This window comes from Nocardia sp. NPDC023852 (assembly GCF_040639505.1).
Classification (GTDB): domain Bacteria; phylum Actinomycetota; class Actinomycetes; order Mycobacteriales; family Mycobacteriaceae; genus Nocardia.
The window spans coordinates 112827-134483 of sequence record NZ_JBFAAB010000016.1 but is presented as its reverse complement, the minus strand read 5'-3'; the positions used below and the strand labels follow the sequence as shown (position 1 = coordinate 134483).

Genomic DNA, 21657 nt, shown 5'->3' with positions numbered 1-21657 from the left:
CCCTGGCACACCCACCGCATCCGGCGCACCGCTCCGAACGCCGTGTCAGCCGACCGGCGCCGCCTTCTTCGCCACCCGCTTCGTGGCCTTGGTCGTAGTCGGCTCGACTGCCCGAGTCTTGGCCGCGGTGGCCTTGGCCGGCGTCTTCTTCGCAGGCGCCTTCGGCGCGGACGGCTGCGCAAGCACATCGCGCAGAAACTGACCGGTGTAGCTTTCCGCAACGGCCGCAATATCCTCGGGGGTTCCTTGGGCAACGACGGTGCCGCCACCGGAACCACCCTCGGGACCCATATCGACCACCCAGTCGGATGTCTTGATGACGTCCAGGTTGTGTTCGATAACGATCACCGTGTTGCCCTTGTCGACCAGGCCGTTGATGACGCCGAGCAGCTTGCGGATGTCCTCGAAGTGCAGACCGGTCGTCGGCTCGTCCAGGATGTACACCGTGCGGCCGGTGGAGCGCTTCTGCAACTCGGCGGCCAGCTTGACGCGCTGGGCCTCGCCGCCGGAGAGGGTCGGCGCGCTCTGACCGAGGCGCACATAGCCGAGCCCGACGTCTACCAGCGTCTTGAGGTAGCGGTGGATCGAGGTGACCGGCTCGAAGAACTCGGCGGCCTCCTCGATGGACATGTCCAGCACCTCGGCGATGGTCTTGCCCTTGTAGTGCACCTCGAGGGTTTCGCGGTTGTAACGGGCGCCGTGGCAAACCTCGCACGGAACATAGACGTCCGGCAGGAAGTTCATCTCGATCTTCAACGTGCCGTCACCGGAGCAGGCCTCGCAGCGACCGCCCTTGACGTTGAACGAGAACCGGCCCGGCTGGTAGCCACGCACCTTCGCCTCGGTGGTGGCGGCGAACAAGGTCCGGATCTTGTCGAACACACCGGTGTAGGTGGCCGGGTTCGAACGTGGGGTGCGGCCGATCGGCGACTGGTCCACCTGCACCAGCTTGTCCAGGTGGTCGAGCCCGTTCACCCTGGTGTGCCTGCCCGGCACCTGCCGCGCGCCGTTGAGCCGGTTCGCCAGCACGGTCGCCAGGATGTCGTTGACCAGCGTCGACTTGCCCGACCCGGACACGCCCGTGACCGAGGTGACCACGCCGAGCGGAAAACTGACGTCGATGCCCTTCAAGTTGTGCTCGGTCGCCCCGACCACGGTGAGCTGCCGTTTCTTCGCAACAGGGCGGCGTACCAGCGGCACCTCGATCCGCTCGCGGCCCGAGAGATACGCGCCGGTCAGCGAATTCGGATCGGTGAGCAGCTCCTGGTAAGGCCCGCTGTGCACCACCTTGCCACCGTGCTCGCCGGCGAGCGGGCCGATGTCGACTACCCAGTCCGAGGCGCGAATGGTGTCCTCGTCGTGCTCGACCACGATCAGCGTATTACCGAGATCACGCAGCCGGGTCAGGGTTTCGATGAGCCTCCGGTTGTCGCGCTGGTGCAGGCCGATCGAGGGCTCGTCGAGCACGTACAGCACGCCCACCAGGCCGGAGCCGATCTGGGTGGCAAGCCGGATCCGCTGCGCCTCACCGCCGGACAGCGTGGCCGCCGCGCGCGACAGACTCAGGTACTCCAAACCGACGTCGAGGAGGAAGCCCAGCCGCGCCTGCACCTCCTTGAGCACCTGCCCGGCGATGGCGGCCTCGCGCTCCCCGAGGGTCAGCGAGTTCAGGAATTCCGAGCAATCGCCGATGGACAGCTCGCTGACGTCGGCGATGGACTTTTTGTCGCCGTTCGCGGCGATGGTGACCGCGAGAATCTCTGGGCGGAGGCGGGCGCCGTTGCACACCGGGCACGGGATATCCCGCATATACCCGTCGTAGTGCTCCTTCATCTGCTCGGAGTCGGTGTTCTCCATGCGCCGCTGCAGGAACGGCATCACGCCCTCGAAATCGGCGTAGTACGAGCGTTTGCGGCCGTAGCGGTTGGTGTAGGAGACGTGCACCTGGTCGGCGCTGCCCTCCAGCACCGCCTTGCGCGCTTTCAGCGGCAGGTCCTGCCATGGCGTATCCATGGAGAAGCCGATCGCCTCGGCGAGGCCGGACAGCAGCCTGGTGAAGTACTCGGCGGTCTGGCCGCGCGACCAGGGGGCGATCGCGCCCTCGTTCAGGCTCAGTGCCGGGTCAGGCACCACCAGGTCCGGGTCGACCTCCTTGCGGATGCCGAGGCCGGTGCAGTCCGGGCAGGCGCCGTAGGGCGAGTTGAACGAGAACGAGCGCGGTTCCAGGTCCTCGATGTCGAGCGGATGGCCGTTCGGGCAGGCCAGACGTTCGGAGAAACGGCGCTCCCGGTCGTGCGCGTGCTCGTCGCGATCCACGAAGTCGAGCACCACGATTCCGTCGGCCAGCCGTAGCGCGGTCTCGATCGAATCGGTGAGGCGCTGCTTGGAATTCGGCTTCACCGCAAGGCGGTCGACGACGACCTCGACGTCGTGCTTCTCCTGCTTCTTCAGTTTCGGCGGATCGGTGAGCGGATACACCACGCCGTCGACCCGGACGCGGGAATAGCCCTGCGTGTTCAGCTGGTCGAAAAGGTCGACGAACTCGCCCTTGCGAGTGCGGACCACCGGGGCGAGTACCTGGAACCGGATGCCCTCGGCCATGGCCAGCACTTGGTCGACGATCTGCTGCGGGGTCTGCTTGGCGATCAGTTCACCACACACCGGGCAGTGCGGCGTGCCCGCCCGCGCGTAGAGCAGACGCAGGTAGTCGTACACCTCCGTGATGGTGCCGACGGTCGAGCGGGGGTTGCGGTTGGTGGACTTCTGGTCGATCGAGACCGCGGGCGAGAGGCCCTCGATGAAATCGACGTCGGGCTTGTCCATCTGACCGAGGAACTGCCGCGCGTATGCCGACAACGATTCGACATAGCGCCGCTGGCCCTCCGCGAAGATCGTGTCGAAGGCCAGGCTCGATTTGCCGGAGCCGGACAAACCGGTGAACACGATGAGGCTGTCGCGGGGCAGTTCCAGATCGACCCCCTTCAGATTGTGCTCCCGAGCTCCACGCACAGTGAGGCGTTCCGCCACAAGCCGTCCCTTCTCATTCGTGTTCAGCGTCCAGACAGACCCCCGCCCGCCATGCTAGGCGTGGGCACCGACAGGTTTCGCGGACCACCCGCCACCTCGATGAACGGCGGGAGCCGGGCCGCGGGCACCGCTGAATCAGCCGGGAGACAGGCCGGACGCCTCCGTAGGATCGCCCGTCCGGCGCCTAGGGTCAACAGCTCGGCGCCACGCGCCATTCCGACGGGCTCGCCGCGCGCTGTGCTTGTTCGAACCACCGCGCGATCACCCCGAGCCGAGGCGCCGCCCGGTCACGCCGAGGTGGTGCTGCGTGAAGCATGGTCAGGCCGCGCCGAGCACCACGAAGGAATTGTTCCCGCCCATGCCCAGCGAGAGCTTCGCGGTGATACCGCCCTCGAACGGCGCGGGGCCGTCCAGCAACCGCGGGTGGGCGGACGCGACGACCGGTGCCGCGGCGATGACGCCGCGGTCGTAACCCAGCGCCGCCGCGGCCACCTCCACCGCGGCCGACGCGCCCTGGCAATGGCCCACCAGCGGTTTCAGCGCGTAGATGTGCGGGCGGTCGGCGAACAGGTGCTCGACCAGATGGCTTTCGGCCACATCGCACTGCCTGGTACCGCTGCCATGGGCGTTGAAGTAGCTCACCTCCTCCGCGCTCACCCCCGCGTCGGCGAGCCCACGACGGGCGCAGTCGAGGATCTGCTCGTGGCTCGGGTCGACGGAGACCACGTGGTAGGCGTCGTTGGTCATGGCCCCGCCCAGCACGGCGGCGTAGGGCCGGTCCACCGAGCGGGTCAGGACGAAGGCGACCGAGGCCTCACCGATACTGAACCCGCGGCTGCCCTCCTGGAAGGGCCGGCACGCGTCCAGCGGTTCGGCGTCGGTGACCGCCGCGCCGAGCCCGACGAAATGTTCCACCATGTCCGGGCTCGCGGACATGTCGGTGGCGACGCAGATCACGTCGTCGGCCAGTCCCGCGTTCAGCCAGAGCTTCGCGGTGATCAGCGCGACGTTGGCCGAACTACACGCCGCGGACACGTTCATCGCCGGACCGTGGAAACCGAACTCCTGCAATAGCACCGAGATCGGGGTAGACGGCAACAGCCGAAGATAATCGCGGGAGCCCCGATGTCCGTGATCGACAACGTAGAAGTCGTGCCAGTTCGCCACGTCACCCAGCACGATCGCGTGCAGCAGCCCGACCGTGCGGCCCGGCCGCCAACCCCGGCTTCGCGCGTCCGCGATCGCCTCCCGCGCCGCCTCGTGTACGGCACGCCCGTATCGGCTGGTGCTCACGTGGTGATCGCCGCCGTCGGGCACGAGCGACACCCAGGCATCCTCGTCCCGCTCCAACCCGTAGCCGCTCTGTATGGACGCCGCCGACTTGCCGCTCAGCAAACCTTGCCACAAGATTTCCCGCCCCCAGCCGTATCCGGTCACCGCACCGAGCCCGGCGATGGACATATGATCTTGATACTGCGGTCTGTCGTTTCGGGACCGAATGGCGTTGGCACCCGGCATAGCATCGCTCCTTCACCGGTTTCCCCCGGCGACCAGCGGTCGGCCCGGCTTCTGGGTGGGACCCGGTTTCTCATGATCACCAGCCCGAATCGTACGAAGTGCCCGAACTGTGACCTGAGCAATTGCGTCGACGGTGTGATCTTGTACACGTCGATACCAGAATAATCCCGTGTTCCAATGGCCATAAGGTCGACGATCGGGGGTTCGAGTGGGTGAGGACATGGCAGCCGCCGCGGTTGACGCCGCCGAACAACTAGCCGAGCGCTACCGTTCCCTGGTCGAGCACACTCCCGACGGGATCTGTGTGCACGAGCGGGGCACCGTGGTCTACGTCAATCCCGCGACCATCCGCATGCTCGCCGCCGCGAGCGTAGACGAGGTGATCGGCCAACCGCTGACCAAGTTCGTCGATCCCGCCTCGATCCCCGCGATGCTGGACCGCATCAGCACCCTGACCACGGCGGGCGCCGCATCCGAGCCGACCGAGATGATGCTGCGGCGAGTGGACGGTGTAAGCATCCCCGTCGAGACCGTTTCGGTGCTGACCGCCTGGCAGGACCACCTCGCCTACCAGGTGGTCATCCACGACCTCACCGCACAGCGGCACGCCGAGGACGCGCAGCGCCGGGCCGAACAGTACTTCACCACGGTCGTCTCCCAACTGGAGGAAGGCGTCGTGGTGATCGATCCGGAGGGGCGGATCGAATCGATGAATCCGGCGGCCAAGCGCATCTTCGGCACCGAGGGGCCCGACGAACAAGTGATCGGCCACACCATCCAGTCACTGCCACTGGTGCTGCTCGACGGAAACGCCCAGCCGCTACCGCCGAGCCGCCACCCCATCGCACGCACGCTCGCCACCGGCGAGACCATCACCGGCTATGTCTTCGGCGTCGACCGGGTGGACGGACAGCGGCGCTGGCTCTCCGGCAGCAGCCGCCTGCTCAACCCCGGAGATCCGCGCTCGTCGGCGGTCTCCTCGTTCGCCGATATCACCGAGTTCCGCGCCAGCAGGCGGCAATTGGAGTACCAGGCCACGCACGATGGGCTCACCGGTCTGGCCAACCGCTCATTGATCCTGTCCCAGCTGGCGGCCGCACTGGCCACCGTGGAAGAGCTGCCGGTCTCCACCGTGCTGTTCATCGACCTGGATGGGTTCAAGTCGATCAACGACAGCCTCGGGCACGCCATCGGCGACACTGTGCTGCAGATCGTCGCCCAGCGGCTGCAGCGCGCGCTGCGCAGCGACGACATCGTCGGCCGACTCGGCGGCGACGAGTTCCTCGTCCTGCTCTCCGGCCGCACCCGCCAGGTAGACATCGACATGCTGGTCGCCCGGCTGCGCCACACCATGGCCGAGCCGATCGTCGCGCGAGGGCACCGAATCGAGGTGAACGCCTCGATCGGCGTCACCGCGCTGACGATCGGCGACCGCCGCACCCCCGAGGCCGTGTTGCACGACGCGGACCTGGCGATGTACCGCGCCAAGCCGCCGGGACACCGCGATGGTGCCGTCGCCAAGGGCCAAAACAACACCCACGTGTCCTGACGGGTGCGGTGCCAGTTATACGGCTGGTCACACACTTCACCCCGGTGCGATTCGCCTGTCCTGCGAACGGGCCGCTGTGCTGCGACCGTGGGCGTGACCTGCTGTTACGGCGAGCGTGCCGCGATCACAGTAGACTCGACAACTCTGTTTTCCGAGCGTTCACGTGCCCGGTCCGGGCACCGTGCTCCCAGCTCATCGCGGTGACAAGGAGTTAGTTTGCCCGACCTCACACAAGACCGTGCGCCCTCCGCGGACACGGGCGACAGCACGCCGTTGTCGACCCCTGAGGACGAGCACGAGCGGACCCGCGAGACCGAGCGGGAACAGGCCTACCTGTCGGTGCTGTACGACCGGCTCGACGAAATGCGCGACTACGCGCGCAACCGGTTGCGCACCGTACTGCTGGAAACCGGCGGCACCCCGCAGGCCCGCAGCGAACGGGAGTCCTTCAGCCAGCTCTACACCGAGGACCTCGCGAAATACGATGCCGCGGAACACGGTCTGTGTTTCGGCCGCATCGACCTCGACGGCGAGCAGGAGGAGTACCGCTACATCGGCAGGCTCGGCATCCTCGACGAGAAGGACGACTACGAGAGCCTGCTACTGGACTGGCGCGCCCCGCTGGCCCGGCCGTTCTACCTGGCCACCACGGCGACCCCGGACGGCGTGACCCGGCGCAGGCATATCCGGTCGCGCAACCGCACGGTGACCGCGATCAACGACGAGTACCTCGATCTGGACACCGCGCGCCGGGCGGGCGTCACCGCCTCCGACGGCGGCGTCGGCAGCGAGAGCGCGCTGCTCGCGGCGCTCAACGCCGCCCGCACCGGCCACATGAACGACATCGTGGAGACCATCCAGCACGAGCAGGACACGATCATCCGCTCGGAGCACAAGAGCGTGCTCGTCGTGCAGGGCGGGCCGGGCACCGGTAAGACCGCCGTCGCGCTGCACCGCGCCGCCTACCTCCTCTACACCTACCGCCAGCAGCTGGCCAAGAGTGGCGTGCTGATCATCGGGCCGAACGCCACCTTCCTGGACTACATCGGCCAGGTGCTCCCCTCCCTCGGCGAGACCGGCGTGCTGTTGTCCACCATCGGCGACTTGTACCCGGGAGTGAAGGCCACCCGGGAGGACTCCCTGCGCGCGGGCGAGATCAAAGGTTCGCAGGCGATCATCGAGGTACTCGAGCGAGCGGTGCGTGATCGCCAGGAGATACCTGCCGAACCGATCCGGCTGAGCTTCGACGGCTATCCGGTCACGTTGGACCGCAAGATCGTCACCAGGGCCCGCGGCCGCGCCCGTTCGTCGCGCCGCCCGCACAACCTCGCCAGACCGATCTTCGCCAGTTCGGTGATCGACGCGCTGACCGACCAGCTCGCGCAGACCATGGGCGGCGACCTTTCCGGTGGTCCCAGCCTACTCAGCTCGACCGACCTCACCGAGATCAGGGACGAGATGCGCGCCGACCAGGAGATCCAGTCCGCCATCGGCAGACTCTGGCCGATTCTGTCCCCGCAGGAGGTCCTTGCCGACCTGCTCGCCGCCCCGGAGCGGCTGGACCGGGTCGCGACCGCGCTCGACCCCGCGGACCGTGCCGAGCTGGTGCGTCCGGACAACGGCGCGTTCAGCGCGGCCGACGCGCCGCTGCTGGACGAGCTGGCCGAGCTGCTCGGCGTGGACGATGCCGAGGAGCGCGAACGCGCCCGCCGCCGCTGGCGCGCCCAGCTCGCCGAGGCGCAGGACGCGCTGGACATCTTGACCGGCTCCGCGCCGCAGGACCTGGAGGACGAACTCGATCCCGAGATCCTGATGGCCTACGACCTGATCGACGCGAGCCAGCTGGCCGAACGACAGGATGTGCGCACCCGCCAGACCACCGCGGAACGCGCCGCGGGCGATCGTACCTGGACCTACGGCCACGTCATCGTGGACGAGGCGCAGGAGCTGTCGGAAATGGCCTGGCGCATGGTGATGCGGCGAGTCCCGAATCGGTGGATCACGGTGGTCGGCGACGTCGCGCAGACCGGCGACCCGGCGGGCACGTCGTCATGGCAGCGGATGCTGGAACCGTATGTCGCCGCACGGTGGAAGCTGACCGAGCTGACGGTCAACTACCGCACACCCGCCGAGATCATGGCCGTCGCCGCGGACGTGCTCGCCGCGATCGACCCGACGGCAGACGCACCGCGCTCGGTCCGCGAGACCGGCACCGTGCCGCGCGCGTACCGAGTGGCCCCAGGCGATGTGCACGCGGAGGTCGCCCGGCTGGTAGCCGCGGAATCCGGGCCGGGCACCACAGCGGTGATCGCGCCGCACGCGCTGGTGGCTCGGCTGGACGACCTCACGGGCGAGTCGGTGCGGGTGCTCACCGTGCACGATGTGAAAGGCCTGGAGTTCGACGCGGTCTACCTGGTCGAGCCGCAGAGCATCCTCGACGAATCGCCACGCGGGCTCAACGACCTCTATGTCGCGCTCACCCGCGCCACGCAGCGGCTCGGCGTTGTGCACAGCGCGAAGCTCCCGGACGTGCTCGGCAGGTTGTGCTGACGTCCCACGCCGAAATACGAAAGGCTCCGTGCCCCATCGCGGTACGCGACGAGCACGGAGCCTTTCCTCGAGCAGGGCTCAGCGCACGGTGTGCACGATCAGCACGTCCGAGCGCGACTTGCGCGCCACATCGGAGGGCACCGAGCCGAGTAGCCGACCTGCCAGGGTGTTCAGCCCCCGGTTGCCGACCACGAGCAGGTCGGCCTCGACCTCCTTGACCAGCGCCAGGAGCGACTCCACCGGCTCGCCGACAATGGCGCGCTCGATGATGTCCGCCGCGCCGGCGGCGATGGCCTTGTCCCGCGCGACGCGCAAGATCTCGCTGGTCGGGGCGGAACCCCGCACCTGGTAGGCCTCCTCCTTGAGGACATCGGTGGCAGCGGCGAGATCGCGATCGTCGGTCGGGTAGTACGCGCAGGCCACGACCAAGGTCGCGGTGGAAACCGCAGCCAGAGTGGCGGCCTTCTCGACGGCGACATACGACGAGTCCGAGCCATCGGTACCGACGACAATGGTCCGGTAGGCGGTCATTCTCTCCTCCAACTAAGCGGTGGGTCGGGTGCTGCATCCGGTCTGTCCCGCAGATCGGGGCGCCGGCGCGGCGATTGGGCTCGACCATAGCGGCAAACGGTGCGGAAATATCAGAAATCGCAATACATCACAGTCGGGGTGTTCAACCATTCCTGCCACGGGTTCTCCGGCAAATGCCAGAAAGGCGCAACCAACCAGCGCCGAACCGATTTCGGCGTTCGAAACCTGTGATTTCGCACAATCGAGATGAACGGTGTTGCCGCCATGGGATATGCGTCACACAGTTGGGTCCGTCAGACGAAGATCGGCCCACCGCGCGATAAGGCCACTGGCCATAGTTTGCCCAGAGAATGCCGAGAATCGCTCCGATGTCATGCCTTCCTCTCTCTGCCGCAAATAGGACGCGCACTATTAGCGCGGCCGGTCTGCCTAGAGGTCGAAAAGTGGCCCGGTGATGGTCAATCCGAGATCGTCGACATGCGCGAAGAACGCGAACAGCATCAGGGCGGCGCCCGCCAGGGCAACGTCCTTGTTGAACTGGACCATCTCGCCCTGTTCGGTTTCCGCGTCGGTCTCCTTCCAGAACGGATGCATCAGAAAGGCAGTCGGCAGTAGGGCAACCACCAGCAGCAGCGACCCGAGATCCGCCCATACGCCGAGAAGCACGCTCAGTCCGCCCAGCGCGAACACCACACCCGAGGCCAGCACGGCGTACTTCGGCATGGGGATCCCCCGACCCTGTGCATACCCCGCCATCGCCTCCGTCTGAGTGAAGTGCCCGAGTGCGGAGCCCAGGAAGAGGAAAGCGAACAACACCCGCCCGATCAACACCACGACGTCCATGTCAACTCCTTGTCGGCTGATGGTTGATAGCGCAACTTCGACTGCGTGCCTGGTCACCCTTCCTGGATGGGCGGAAGAATCCCCACAATCGATCGAGACAGCAACTAATTTCTAATCGGCATGACCTTTGACGTTATCTCGTTACGCGAACGTAGCGAATTCTTGGCGTATTCCAGTGGAGTCATTCCGACCTCCGCGGTGAACTCACGCGAGAAGTGCGCCTGATCGAAGTATCCCAGGTCGGCGGCCAGTGCGGCCAGGTCTTCGGTGCGGCCCTTGGCGAGCAGATCGGCCCCGTCCTGCAACCGATAGCGGCGCAGTACCCATTTCGGGCCGGCACCGACGTAACGGCGGAACATGCGCTGCAGGGTGCGCGTGGGCACACCGAAGCGGTCCGTGATCTGATCGACTCTGGTGAGCTCCAGATCGTTGGCCATCGCGTCGACGATGCGCAGCACCAGCCGGTAGGTCGAGTCGTCGACCGACGGCTTGCCCGCGAGGAACTCCTCGACGACGGCGCGGCGTTGCCCGTCGGTGGGCACGTCGAGCACACGCTCGGCCAATCCCGCCGCCTCGGGCATGATGTCGGTGAGGCCGACGGAGCTGTCGCGAAACGAACCGACATCGAGTCCGGTGAACGCGCCGAAACCGCCCGCCCGGAAGCGAATACCGAATGTTTCACCGAGTCCACTGAGCTCGCGGACGTATTTGCTGGTGCTTATGCCGTTCACGAATCCGCCGGTGCGTGTGTCGGATCGTTCGAAGGTGATATTGACGCTCGGATACGACAGCACCTCGGCGCGATACGACGATCTGCCGCGCAGATCCCAGCGCACTGACCAGTACCACTCGACGTAGCGATCCATTGCCGGGCCGGGGACCAACCGGGCCAGAGATCGATGCTTGGCCTGTTCGTCCGGGTGCAGGATGCCCTTGGTGTCGGCGGGCACGGCCGGATTACGGGCCCGCCCTGGCTCGATGCCGGGCGATTCAGCGCGGCCGGGCATGGTGTCGCTTTCTTACAAGACCCGCGGACCGCGAGCGACAAGGGTTGATGCCATGACGAACACAGTGAACCCCATTGCCGACGGCTACCACTCGATCACCTGCTTCCTCGCGGTCGGCGACGGCAACAAGGCCATTGATTTCTACACCGCCGTCTTCGGAGCGGAGGTGCTCAGCCGCAACGATCTGCCTGATGGTCAGCCCGCGCACGCGGAGTTGAAGTTGGGTGACTCGACCCTGCAGATGGGCATGCCCATACCGGACAACGGCGTGCTCGCCCCGAACGGCGAGTGGGTGCACACCTCGATCGTGCACTACTGCCCTGATGTCGACGCGGTCGTGCGGCGCGCCGTCGAACACGGCGCCCGCCGTGTCGAAGAGCCGCAGACCTTCGTCACCGGCGACCGCTACGGCGTGATCATCGATCCGTTCGGCCACCGCTGGGCGGTGCTCACCAAGGTAGAGGAGGTCTCGCGCGAGGAGGCCGAGCGCCGAGTGAACGAGTGGATGGCCGCCCAGGCCTGACGCCCGTGCCGCCTCCGCGACCGCCCGGCGCCCGGTCCGCGGAGGCAGAGCCGTTGCGGCACAGCTCAACTCAACCCGGCGGCGTCCATGCCGCGCAGTTCCTTCTTCAGGTCCGCGATCTCGTCGCGCAACCGCCCGGCGAGCTCGAACTGTAACTCCCTGGCCGCGTTCATCATCTGTGCGGTCAGTTCCTTGACCAGATCGGCGAGTTCGGCGCGCGGCATCGACTTGATGTCGCGGCCCTCGTACACCCCCGCGCTCACCGCCCGGCCCGGCTCGCCCTGTGCACGGCGACCGCGGCTGGCATTACGACCGGAACCGCCGACCTCGACCTCGGTCTCGTCTGCTTCTCGGTACACCTGGTCGAGGATGTCGGCGATCTTCTTACGCAATGGTTTCGGGTCGATGCCCATTTCCTCGTTGTAGGCGATCTGCTTGGCGCGGCGGCGTTCGGTCTCATCGATGGCGAACTGCATCGAAGCGGTGACCTTGTCGGCGTACATGTGCACTTCGCCGGAGACATTGCGCGCCGCGCGGCCGATCGTCTGAATCAGCGCGGTGGTGCTGCGCAGGAAGCCTTCCTTGTCCGCGTCGAGGATCGCCACCAGCGACACCTCGGGCAGGTCGAGACCCTCGCGGAGCAGGTTGATGCCCACCAGCACGTCGTACTCGCCGAGCCGCAGCTGCCGCAGCAATTCGACGCGACGCAGGGTGTCGATCTCGGAGTGCAGGTACCGCACTCGGATGCCGAGTCCGAGCAGATAGTCGGTGAGGTCCTCGGACATCTTCTTGGTCAGCGTGGTGACCAGCACCCGCTCGTCGCGCTCTGTGCGCCCCCTGATCTCGTGGATCAGGTCGTCGATCTGGCCCTTGGTCGGCTTCACCACGACTTTGGGGTCGACCAGGCCCGTCGGCCGGATGACCTGCTCGACCACTTCGCCACCGGTCTGCCCCAACTCGTACGGTCCGGGGGTGGCCGAAAGATATACCGCCTGCCCGATCCGGTCGGCGAACTCCTCCCAGGTGAGCGGCCGGTTGTCCACCGCGGACGGCAGCCGGAAACCGTACTCCACCAGGTTGCGCTTACGGGACATGTCGCCCTCGTACATGCCGCCGATCTGCGGGACGGTGTTATGCGACTCGTCGATGACGAGCAGGAAATCCTCGGGGAAGTAGTCCAGGAGCGTCGCGGGAGCCGAGCCGGGCGGGCGCCCATCGATGTGGCGCGAGTAGTTCTCGATGCCGGAGCAGAATCCGACTTGCCGGATCATCTCCAAGTCGTACTGGGTGCGCATGCGCAGCCGCTGCGCCTCGAGCAGTTTGCCCTGGCGCTCCAGCTCAGCGAGCCGCTCCGCCAGCTCGGCCTCGATGTCGTGCACCGCGCGCTCCATCCGGTCCGGACCCGCCACATAGTGGGTGGCCGGGAAGATGCGCAGCATGTCGACTCGGCGGACCACGTCGCCGGTGAGCGGGTGCAGGTAGTACAGCGCATCGATCTCGTCGCCGAAGAACTCGATGCGGACCGCGAGTTCTTCATAGGAAGGGATGATCTCCACGGTGTCGCCGCGAACGCGGAACGAGCCGCGGGTGAACGCCATGTCGTTGCGCGTGTACTGCACGTCGACCAGCAGCCGCAGCAGCGCGTCGCGGTCCACCTCGGCGCCCACCTCCAGCTGCACCGAACGGTCCAGATACGACTGCGGTGTGCCGAGGCCGTAGATGCACGACACGGAGGCGACCACCACAACGTCGCGCCGGGACAGCAGGCTGGACGTTGCCGAGTGGCGCAGGCGCTCGACGTCGTCGTTGATCGAGCTGTCCTTCTCGATGTAGGTGTCGGTCTGCGCGATGTACGCCTCGGGCTGGTAATAGTCGTAATACGAGACGAAGTATTCGACGGCATTGTTGGGCAGCATCTCGCGCAGCTCGTTGGCCAGCTGGGCCGCGAGGGTCTTGTTCGGCGCCATTACCAGCGCGGGTCGCTGCAGCCGCTCGATCAGCCATGCGGTCGTCGCCGACTTGCCGGTCCCGGTGGCGCCGAGCAGCACCACGTCACGCTCGCCCGACCTGATCCTGCGCTCGAGCTCCTCGATCGCGGCAGGCTGGTCACCGGCCGGCTGGTGCTCGCTGACCACCTGGAACCGGCCGTCGACGCGCTCGATCTCGCCGACGGGACGGAACTCCGAGTGCGCCAGCGGCGGCTCGCCCGCGGCCCTGCCCTCGTAGCCCTCCGCCGGAATCTCGGTTGCGAATGCCATGCTCATCAGCCTAGGCGCAGCCACCGACAGACTTCGCGGCCGTGCGACGACGGCCGGTGCGACCGGTCACGCCCGCCGCACCGCTCGATACGGATGCCGCGGCGAGGCCGAGGACGGCGATCACCGGGTGCCGGGTGCCGACCGGAATCCGATCGGCAGCATGTGGTTCGGGGTGGGCGCACAGCGTTCTCACAGTCCGGGCGGGTATTATCGGAGCAAACCGTCACGTGCCCGAAATGTCCGTTGCGGCAACATATTTCACATTCGGAAACACGTCAGGAACCGCGCGGCGACCCGGTCTCCGGTGTAGCCTGAATTGGTTATTCGGATGTGGTGAAGGACAAGAGCTATGACTGGTCTGATTCCATTGCTCGTCGCCGTGCCGGCCGTCACCGGCCTTGCCGGGTTTGTCGCAAGAGATCTCCGCGCGGCGGTTCCCTCCACGACGGGTGCCCCCGCGATCGCACCACCCGGCCCGGCCGTCCCGGCCCCGCACCGGCCGAGGATCGAGTTCTTCAACCTCGACCACCTCACCAACACCGACGCCAAGGGCTTCGTCCGGCCGGTCGAGCGCTTCCATGTCGAGCCGTGGGGCCTGTACATGGCGCGCGCGGTCGACGGTCCGAGCTCGCACTATCTCGAATCCTGGTTGCTGCCAGGGCTTTCGCTGCGCGCGACGGTCGCGCGGCGCAACCCGGCACACCACAGGAACCCGGATTATCGCCTCGACATCGGCGAGTTCACCCAGCTTGGTCCGAAGCGCTGGAAGGCGGTGGACCACTACTTGGACATCGTGGTGCGCCGCGGTCGCACTGCCGAACTCCTCGGCGTCGGCGAGTTGCTCGCCGCGCACGCGGCCGGCCTGGTCGACACGGCACAGGCGCACCGCGCAGTCGCGCGCGCCACGGCCGCGCTCGACGGGCTGGCCGCGCACGACCACTGCGTCGAGGACTGGCTCGCCACTCACGGCATCACACTCACCTGGTTGTAACCCGCTGGTCACCGCCGCTCGACTCGACGGAGTCGTCACGACGGTAGATTCTGGACCCATGACGCAGGCAGCTTCCGTCGACGTGCACCGCCCCAAGGTCGAGTACTTCAATCTCGCGGACCTGACCAACACCGACCCGAAGGGCTTCGTGCGGCCGGTCGAGCGGTACCACGTCGAGCCGTGGGGTCTGTACATGGCGCGCACCTCGGATCATCCACAGTTCCACTACCTCGAGTCCTGGCTGCTGCCAGAGCTGTCCATCCGCGCGACCGTGTTCCACTACCATCCGGCCCATCAGCGCGACCAGGACTACTACCTCGACCTGGGCGAGTTCAGTGTGGTCGGGCCGAAGAAGTGGAAGTCGGTCGACCACTACCTGGACATCGTCGTGCGCTCGACGCGCGAGACCCAACTGCTCGACGTCGACGAACTGCTCGCCGCGCATGCCGCCGGACTGATCAGTCTCGCCGAGGCGGAGGCAGCCATGCAGCACGCGGCCACGGCGATCGACGGCATCGCCGGCAACGGCCACACCTTCGAGGGCTGGATGAATTCCCTCGGCATCACCCTGACCTGGATGTAACGCCAACCGGCCCGGCGCACTCACGTTCGCCGACACCCGAGACGGCAAGACCACCATGTCGTTCCACCTGCTGCCGCCTGGTCCGCTCAGCCCGGAGCACGGCGCCGAGGAAGGCTGGGTCCAGAGCTCTCGGACCGCCTCGCCACGGCAGTGCGGCGCTAGCTGCCCCGCAAGGCGCGCGCGAAGGCCGCGTCGAACCAGGGCTCCTTGACCTCGAGGTAGGCCAGCTTTGCCTGTTTGCCGGTCAGCCCGGCCGCCTTGGCCGCCGCCTCGCGCTTCACCTCGAGGTACTCGGCGCGAGCGGCGGCGTCGGCGCGCAGCCAGTCGCGGAACCACAGCGCGAACTGTTGGCCCGGCGTACCTTCGACCCGCACATGCACGTTGGCCAACCGGCCCGGGTCGGCGTTCTGGTGGAACCGTTTGGCCCACAGTGCGGGGTCGGCGACCACCGGATCCTGCGGAGTGGGTTTAGGGTGGTCGCTGGTGATCTCCGGCCGGACCGGGAATCCGGCCACGCCGAGCGCCTCCCGCAACCCGTCGGCCGCGGCCAGGTCCGCGACCGTGATCTGCAGATCGATCACGTCCTTGGCGTGGAGGTCCGGCACGGAGGTCGAGCCGATGTGGTCGATCCGTGACGCGGACGCACCGCAGGCCACCCACAGCCGGGCGATCAGCCGCTGCGCCTGCGCGGGCCACTCCGGATTCGGGGGCACGACCCGCACCGTGCTGCGACCAGCGGGCGTCCCGGTGCGCAGATTGCGCTCGAAGGGCACCAGCCGCTCCTCCCACAGCCGGTGCACCACGGCGGCGACCTCGCCGGGAACGCCGCTGTTGTCGAGCAATACATCGGCAACAGCACGCCGCTGCTCGTCGGTGGCTTGCGCCGAAATACGCGCCCGCGCATCGGATTCGGCAACACCGCGAAATTCGGCCAAACGGCGAATACGCGTTTCGGCGTCGACATCGACCACCAGAACAAGATTCATCAATGGCGCGAGACCATTTTCCACCAGCAGGGGAATATCCTGTACGACAATGGCATCCTGCGGTGCTGTGGAAATCAATTCCGTGGTGCGCTTTCCGACCAGCGGGTGGGTGATGGAATTAAGTTTCGCGCGTGCCGCGTCGTCACCGAATGCCTTGGCCGCGAGCGCGGGACGATTCAAGCTACCGTCCACGGCGAGAATGTCCGAACCGAACGCCTCGACCAGTGCCGCGAGGCCCCCGGTGCCCGGCGCCACCACTTCCCTGGCGATCAGATCGGAATCGATGATCACCGCGCCGAGGTCGGCGAGTGCCCGCGCCACCGTCGACTTGCCCGCTCCCATGCCTCCGGTGAGGCCGATCCGTAACATTCGACCAGTCTGTCATCCAGCCACCGACCAGCCGCCGGCTGGCCCGACCCAGCCGAACACACGCCTCGTCGACACGGTTCGGACATCTGAGCCGCGCGCCGCATGTGATTGGCGGCCCTCGGCGCGATCCCCTCGATTACCCGGTGCGGTCACTCATTTCACCACTCCTGCTGCCATTTGCTCGATCCGTGACTGCGCCGAGACCGATTCGCAACATTTCCGGCCGGTTCCGGTTTGCCGGCGACAACTTTCCGACACGCCGAGGCAATTACTTCCGTAAAATACTCTGCCGAGCTGTTTGGTTCGACTAATCTTCGCCGTGGCGCTCCAGGCCAGCACCAGCAAAGCAAAGGAACATCATTGGGCACCAGAATCAACCCGACGGGTCGCCACCGCCTGGGTAGGGCGGGTCGAGTGCACTGCATTCAAATCCCCGCCGTCGCGGCGGCGCTAGCCGAGCACCGCCGTTCGTGGTTCACCGCGTTCGTCAGTCCCGCCCGACACAGTTTCGGAACCCTGCGGAGACGTTCGACCGCACCCGTGGTTCGTTGGGTGCCTGCCGCCGCGGCCTGAACTCTTTCTCGACGGTGGCCCAGCCCTAGCCAGGCTGGGCCACTTTCATGCGTAGACGAGGCCGATGGACGTGCGTGGCATACCGGCCGTTCGTTCGACATCGCATTCATCCGCACCGAGTAAGAATTTCGGCCGGGCAATCCAGGATGCGGACTACAGCCCGAGCGAGCGGACCAGGTCGAGCATCTCGGTGCGGAAAAGTTTGGCGGGATCCAGCGCTTGCGGACGCAGGTGGCCGTACACCTCCAGCGCGATCAGACCGTGCATCCGACCCCACATACGCAGGGCGAGGCCGAGCGCCGCGGGCGGCAGCGCCGGGAAGTCGGCGCGGACATGCCCGACCAGGCCCGCGTCGAAGTCCGACCACGTGGACTCACCGATGGTCTGCCGTGTCGCGGCGCGCGGCCATGCCGCCGCCGCGAGACCGACCAGACCGGTGCACGCACGCAATTCGGCCTCCGCGGCCGCGCCACCCGGCGGTGCCCGATAGCCGGGCACCGGATCACCGTAGATGAGCCGGAACTCGGCGGGCCGCTCGACCGCCCAGCCGCGAACAGCTTCACCCCAGGCCACGATGCGCCCGGCCGGGTCAGCCACGGGGACGGCGTCACGCGCCGTCTCGAGCCGGTCGACCAGGGCCGTGTACACGTCGGAAATGAGTGTGGAGATCAGGTCGTCCCGGGTGGCGTAGTAGCCATAGATGGCGCCGGCGGTCATGCCCATCTCACGGGCGATGGCGCGGAGCGAAATCGCATCGGGGCCGCCATCGGCCAGCAGGCGCATCGCAATCGCCTTGATATCGCCCGACGCCTGCGCACGCAGGCGCTCTCTACGACTCTTCACCACCTCGGCCACGTTTGACACTCTACAGCGTTTGGCTAGTATCAGCCGTACTGTTACTGAACGGCGTGTAGTAAATTAACAAGGCTTAGGGAGTGCTGATGGATATCGGAGTTTTCGGGGCGACCGGCGTCATCGGCGCGTGTGTCGTCGCCGAAGCGCAGCAGCGTGGGCATCGGGTCACCGCGTTCACGCGCGATGCCGCACGGATCCCCGCCGAGCGGGGGAACGCGGCGTGGACGGTCGCCGACTGGCTGGATGCCGACAGCATCGCGTCGGCCATCGCGGGCCTGGATGTTGTCGTCAGCGCGGTGAATGCGGGGCACGGCGTCGCGGACACCATCGCCAACGCGAGCAATTTCGTGGCAGGCGCGCACGCGATGGTCGCCGCGCTCGACCAGCAGCCGCGCGTGCGGCTGATCGCGGTCGGCGGCGCGGGCAGCCTGGAGGTGGCACCTGGCGTGCAATTGCTCGATACCGGAGACGAATTCATCCGAAACCTCACGGACGCCCTCGACGTGCCCGCGGCGTACGCCGACGTGGTGCGGGCGCTGCGCGATGCCTTGAACGTCTATCGGGCATCCAATCGCAACTGGACCTACCTCAGCCCGTCGTCCGGCCGGATCAACCCCGGCGTCCGCACCGGCCGCTTCCGCGTCGGCGGCGACCAACTACTCATCGGCGGGGAAGACATCTCGGCGGAGGACGTCGCGGTCGCCCTCCTTGACGAGGTCGAACAACCCCGATTCATCCAACGCCGCTTCACCGTCGGCTACTGAGCAGTGAACACCGTGTCGCAGGGCCTCTCCACACCGCATTCCGGGAAGCCGCCGATGGCCCTGGTGGAAAGAGCGCCACTACCAAGGGGTCTCGGGGGGAAGAGTTCTTTCCGCAGTTGCCCGTCGCTATCGGTATGCCCGCTGGGCGCTTCATCGAGGCCGAGCAGGTCGCCGCACAGGTCGCCTTCTCGGCCTCCCACCACGCCCGCGGCATCGTCGGCGCCGACCTGGTCATCGACGGCGGCGCGTTGAAGGCCATCTGACCATCCCGAGTGCGACCCGCTGTCGCTTGCTGCCCTCGGGTCCGTTTTTGTCGGACCCCTCCGGCACAATCAGATCCGGTCGGACGTCGATCGAGTTGCTCCTCAATGTAATCCGCAACTCGAACGAGGGAGGCACCATGCCCGACGCCCATGCTTCGACGCCCGACCCGGGTGGCCCGCGCACGGTCGACCACGACCGCCTCATCGCGCTGGCGGTCGAGATCGAACGGCACCGGTACCTGCTGCACCGTGCGGTGGAGGACTACCGGTGGCGAGTCGAGCAGCGGGTCGAGCATCTGGACCCACCGGATCGGGACCTGCGGCTGCGGCAGGCAGAGCACCTCATCGCGGCGATGATGATCGACCCGATCCGGCACAGCACACTGGATTTGGACGCGTATCAGGCGATCCGGGATGGCGTGCCGGTGGTGTTCGACGCCGAGCGCAGGATGTATGTCCTGCGCCGGCCCGGACAGGTTCCGCTGCCGATCCGTCCCGGCCTGCCGGAACATCGGCTCGGCGTGATCGCGCGGCTCGCCGCGCTCGGCCTGCGTTTGGAGGAAATTCAAGTCGTCGCGCTCACGACGGCGCAGATGGCGGCACCGTATGAAGCGATCGAGCCACCGACCGATCTCCCCGAAGTGCGACGCGGGACGACGAAACCCTCGCGCGGGATACGCAGGCCACATCGGCGTAGGCGCCCCGCAGGGCGGTGACGGTGGGCGATCGAGCCGCGCGGTGCATTCCTGAGCCGACCGGTGGGCGACACCGGGCTGTTGTCGACTGTCCAACGTGGCTGTGGAGAACCCCCTCCCCCTAAAAAAAACTTGCGCCCCAACCGGTTTCCTGGTTGGGGCGCAAGTGTTCAGCTGATGCCGATCAGGCGTTGCCGGAGAGCTTCTCCCGCAGGGCCGCCAGCTGAGCGTCGCTGGCAAGCGAACCGCCCCCGGTCTCGGCCTGGCTGGCGGAGGACTGCGCACCGGTTTCGGAGGAGTAGTTCGATGCGCCGCCGCCGTTCGCGGCCTCGGCCGCGGCGTCGGCCGCCATCTTCTCCATCTGTGCGGTGTGCATCTTGTGGCGACGCTCCGCCTCGGCGTAGCGGCCTTCCCACTCCTCCCGCTGCTTGTCGAAGCCCTCGAGCCACTCGTTGGTGTCGGGGTCGAAGCCCTCCGGGAAGATGTAGTTGCCCTGCTCGTCGTAGCTGTCGGCCATGCCGTACTTCGACGGGTCGAACTCGGCGTGGTAGTCCTCGTTGGCCTGCTTGAGGCTCAGCGAGATCCGGCGACGCTCCAGGTCGATGTCGATGACCTTGACCATCGCGTCGTCGCCGACCGCGACGACCTGGTCCGGGACCTCCACGTGACGCTCGGCCAGCTCGGAGATGTGCACCAAGCCCTCGATGCCCTCTTCGACGCGCACGAACGCACCGAACGGAACGAGCTTGGTGACCTTGCCCGGCACGATCTGGCCGATCGCGTGAGTGCGGGCGAATTGACGCCACGGGTCTTCCTGGGTCGCCTTGAGCGACAGCGAGACCCGCTCGCGGTCCAGGTCGACGTCGAGCACCTCGACGGTGACCTCGTTGCCGACCTCGACAACTTCGGAGGGGTGATCGATGTGCTTCCAGGACAACTCGGAGACGTGCACCAGACCGTCGACGCCACCCAGGTCCACGAAGGCACCGAAGTTGACGATCGAGGAGACCACACCCTTCCGGACCTGGCCCTTCTGCAGCTGGTGCAGGAACTCGCTGCGCACCTCGGACTGGGTCTGCTCCAGCCAGGCGCGGCGGGACAGCACCACGTTGTTGCGGTTCTTGTCCAGCTCGATGATCTTGGCCTCGATCTCCTTGCCGACGTACGGCTGGAGATCACGGACGCGCCGCATCTCGACGAGCGAGGCGGGCAGGAAGCCGCGCAGGCCGATGTCGAGGATCAGGCCGCCCTTGACGACCTCGATGACGGTGCCCTTGACGGCCTCGTCCTTCTCCTTGAGCTCTTCGATGGTGCCCCACGCACGCTCGTATTGCGCCCGCTTCTTCGACAGGATCAGGCGGCCTTCCTTGTCCTCCTTGGTGAGAACAAGCGCCTCGACCTCATCACCCACGGAAACGACCTCGTTGGGGTCGACGTCGTGCTTGATGGAGAGCTCGCGAGAGGGGATGACGCCTTCGGTCTTGTAACCGATGTCGAGCAGGACCTCGTCGCGATCGACCTTGACGATGGTTCCTTCGACGATGTCGCCGTCATTGAAGTACTTGATCGTGGCGTCGATGGCGGCGAGGAAATCCTCGGCGGAGCCGATGTCGTTGACGGCTACCTGCGGCGAGGTGACGGTGGTGGGCATATGTCGGTTTGCTCCGGACGGATTGTGGTCGGTTGCGGACATTGGAACTTTCGGTACGCTGCGATCTCACCGCGAGGTGTGAAGACGGACACTTAGGAAGGTACCGCACGCAACTCGCGTG

19 protein-coding genes are annotated in these 21657 nt (G+C 66.8%); 9 read left to right on the top strand and 10 right to left on the bottom strand.

Annotated features, from left to right (window positions below; all coding sequences use genetic code 11):
- Positions 1 to 45 precede the first annotated feature (45 nt).
- Positions 46 to 3027: an excinuclease ABC subunit UvrA gene (gene uvrA, locus AB0H00_RS21480; RefSeq protein ID WP_357268669.1), complete on the bottom strand. Its 2982-nt coding sequence runs from the start codon at positions 3025 to 3027 to the stop codon at positions 46 to 48.
- A gap of 318 nt (positions 3028 to 3345) precedes the next feature.
- Complete coding sequence (locus AB0H00_RS21475; RefSeq protein ID WP_357268666.1) at positions 3346 to 4488, bottom strand: beta-ketoacyl synthase N-terminal-like domain-containing protein; 1143 nt, start codon at positions 4486 to 4488, stop codon at positions 3346 to 3348.
- A gap of 277 nt (positions 4489 to 4765) precedes the next feature.
- Here AB0H00_RS21475 and AB0H00_RS21470 point away from each other — a divergent pair, with 277 nt between their 5' ends.
- Together AB0H00_RS21470 and AB0H00_RS21465 are read left to right on the top strand one after the other, a co-directional pair.
- Positions 4766 to 6094, top strand: coding sequence for a diguanylate cyclase (locus tag AB0H00_RS21470; protein WP_357268663.1), 1329 nt, complete (start codon positions 4766 to 4768; stop codon positions 6092 to 6094).
- A gap of 273 nt (positions 6095 to 6367) precedes the next feature.
- Positions 6368 to 8644, top strand: coding sequence for an ATP-binding domain-containing protein (locus AB0H00_RS21465; protein WP_357268795.1), 2277 nt, complete (start codon positions 6368 to 6370; stop codon positions 8642 to 8644).
- A 78-nt stretch (positions 8645 to 8722) separates the two neighbouring features.
- Here AB0H00_RS21465 and AB0H00_RS21460 read toward each other — a convergent pair whose 3' ends face one another.
- The 3 genes from AB0H00_RS21460 to AB0H00_RS21450 form a co-directional block, all read right to left on the bottom strand.
- Positions 8723 to 9175: a universal stress protein gene (locus AB0H00_RS21460; protein WP_357268660.1), complete on the bottom strand. Its 453-nt coding sequence runs from the start codon at positions 9173 to 9175 to the stop codon at positions 8723 to 8725.
- Positions 9176 to 9604: 429 nt separating this feature from the next.
- On the bottom strand, positions 9605 to 10018 hold the full coding sequence (locus AB0H00_RS21455) for a DoxX family protein (RefSeq protein ID WP_357268657.1): 414 nt from the start codon (positions 10016 to 10018) through the stop codon (positions 9605 to 9607).
- 104 nt (positions 10019 to 10122) lie between these two features.
- Entirely contained in the window at positions 10123 to 11025 is a 903-nt protein-coding gene (locus AB0H00_RS21450) for a helix-turn-helix domain-containing protein (protein WP_357268654.1), read from the bottom strand.
- Between the two features lie 52 nt (positions 11026 to 11077).
- Here AB0H00_RS21450 and AB0H00_RS21445 point away from each other — a divergent pair, with 52 nt between their 5' ends.
- On the top strand, positions 11078 to 11548 hold the full coding sequence (locus AB0H00_RS21445) for a VOC family protein (protein ID WP_357268651.1): 471 nt from the start codon (positions 11078 to 11080) through the stop codon (positions 11546 to 11548).
- A gap of 65 nt (positions 11549 to 11613) precedes the next feature.
- Here AB0H00_RS21445 and uvrB read toward each other — a convergent pair whose 3' ends face one another.
- Positions 11614 to 13806: an excinuclease ABC subunit UvrB gene (gene uvrB / locus AB0H00_RS21440; RefSeq protein ID WP_357268648.1), complete on the bottom strand. Its 2193-nt coding sequence runs from the start codon at positions 13804 to 13806 to the stop codon at positions 11614 to 11616.
- Positions 13807 to 13816: 10 nt separating this feature from the next.
- A complete protein-coding gene (locus AB0H00_RS21435) occupies positions 13817 to 13999 on the bottom strand; it encodes a hypothetical protein (protein ID WP_357268645.1) in 183 nt (60 codons plus the stop codon).
- Positions 14000 to 14155: 156 nt separating this feature from the next.
- Between AB0H00_RS21435 and AB0H00_RS21430 the strand changes: the two genes are divergently transcribed.
- Positions 14156 to 14797, top strand: coding sequence for a DUF402 domain-containing protein (locus tag AB0H00_RS21430; RefSeq protein ID WP_357268643.1), 642 nt, complete (start codon positions 14156 to 14158; stop codon positions 14795 to 14797).
- A 58-nt stretch (positions 14798 to 14855) separates the two neighbouring features.
- Positions 14856 to 15380 carry a DUF402 domain-containing protein gene (locus AB0H00_RS21425; protein WP_357268640.1) on the top strand — a complete coding sequence of 175 codons (525 nt, stop codon included), beginning with the start codon at positions 14856 to 14858 and terminating at the stop codon, positions 15378 to 15380.
- Between the two features lie 158 nt (positions 15381 to 15538).
- On the opposite strand, the gene coaE is transcribed toward AB0H00_RS21425, so the two are convergent.
- Positions 15539 to 16735 carry a dephospho-CoA kinase gene (gene coaE, locus AB0H00_RS21420; RefSeq protein ID WP_357268637.1) on the bottom strand — a complete coding sequence of 399 codons (1197 nt, stop codon included), beginning with the start codon at positions 16733 to 16735 and terminating at the stop codon, positions 15539 to 15541.
- Positions 16736 to 17095: 360 nt separating this feature from the next.
- Here coaE and AB0H00_RS21415 point away from each other — a divergent pair, with 360 nt between their 5' ends.
- The gene (locus AB0H00_RS21415) at positions 17096 to 17308 is read left to right on the top strand and encodes a hypothetical protein (protein WP_357268634.1); all 213 of its coding nucleotides are present in this window, start codon (positions 17096 to 17098) and stop codon (positions 17306 to 17308) included.
- A 153-nt stretch (positions 17309 to 17461) separates the two neighbouring features.
- Here the strand turns inward: AB0H00_RS21415 and AB0H00_RS21410 are convergent, their stop codons facing one another.
- Positions 17462 to 18163, bottom strand: coding sequence for a TetR/AcrR family transcriptional regulator (locus AB0H00_RS21410; RefSeq protein ID WP_357268632.1), 702 nt, complete (start codon positions 18161 to 18163; stop codon positions 17462 to 17464).
- Between the two features lie 86 nt (positions 18164 to 18249).
- On the opposite strand from AB0H00_RS21410, the gene AB0H00_RS21405 reads away from it, so the two are divergent.
- The 3 genes from AB0H00_RS21405 (at position 18250) to AB0H00_RS21395 (ending at position 19906) form a co-directional block, all read left to right on the top strand.
- Positions 18250 to 18927 (top strand): NAD(P)H-binding protein, encoded by a 678-nt coding sequence (locus AB0H00_RS21405; protein ID WP_357268631.1) that lies wholly within the window; start codon positions 18250 to 18252, stop codon positions 18925 to 18927.
- Positions 18928 to 19061: 134 nt separating this feature from the next.
- Entirely contained in the window at positions 19062 to 19190 is a 129-nt protein-coding gene (locus AB0H00_RS21400; RefSeq protein ID WP_357268629.1) for a hypothetical protein, read from the top strand.
- Positions 19191 to 19327: 137 nt separating this feature from the next.
- A complete protein-coding gene (locus tag AB0H00_RS21395; RefSeq protein WP_357268627.1) occupies positions 19328 to 19906 on the top strand; it encodes a hypothetical protein in 579 nt (192 codons plus the stop codon).
- A 163-nt stretch (positions 19907 to 20069) separates the two neighbouring features.
- Here the strand turns inward: AB0H00_RS21395 and rpsA are convergent, their stop codons facing one another.
- Positions 20070 to 21536: a 30S ribosomal protein S1 gene (gene rpsA / locus AB0H00_RS21390; RefSeq protein WP_357268625.1), complete on the bottom strand. Its 1467-nt coding sequence runs from the start codon at positions 21534 to 21536 to the stop codon at positions 20070 to 20072.
- Between the last annotated feature and the right edge of the window lie 121 nt (positions 21537 to 21657).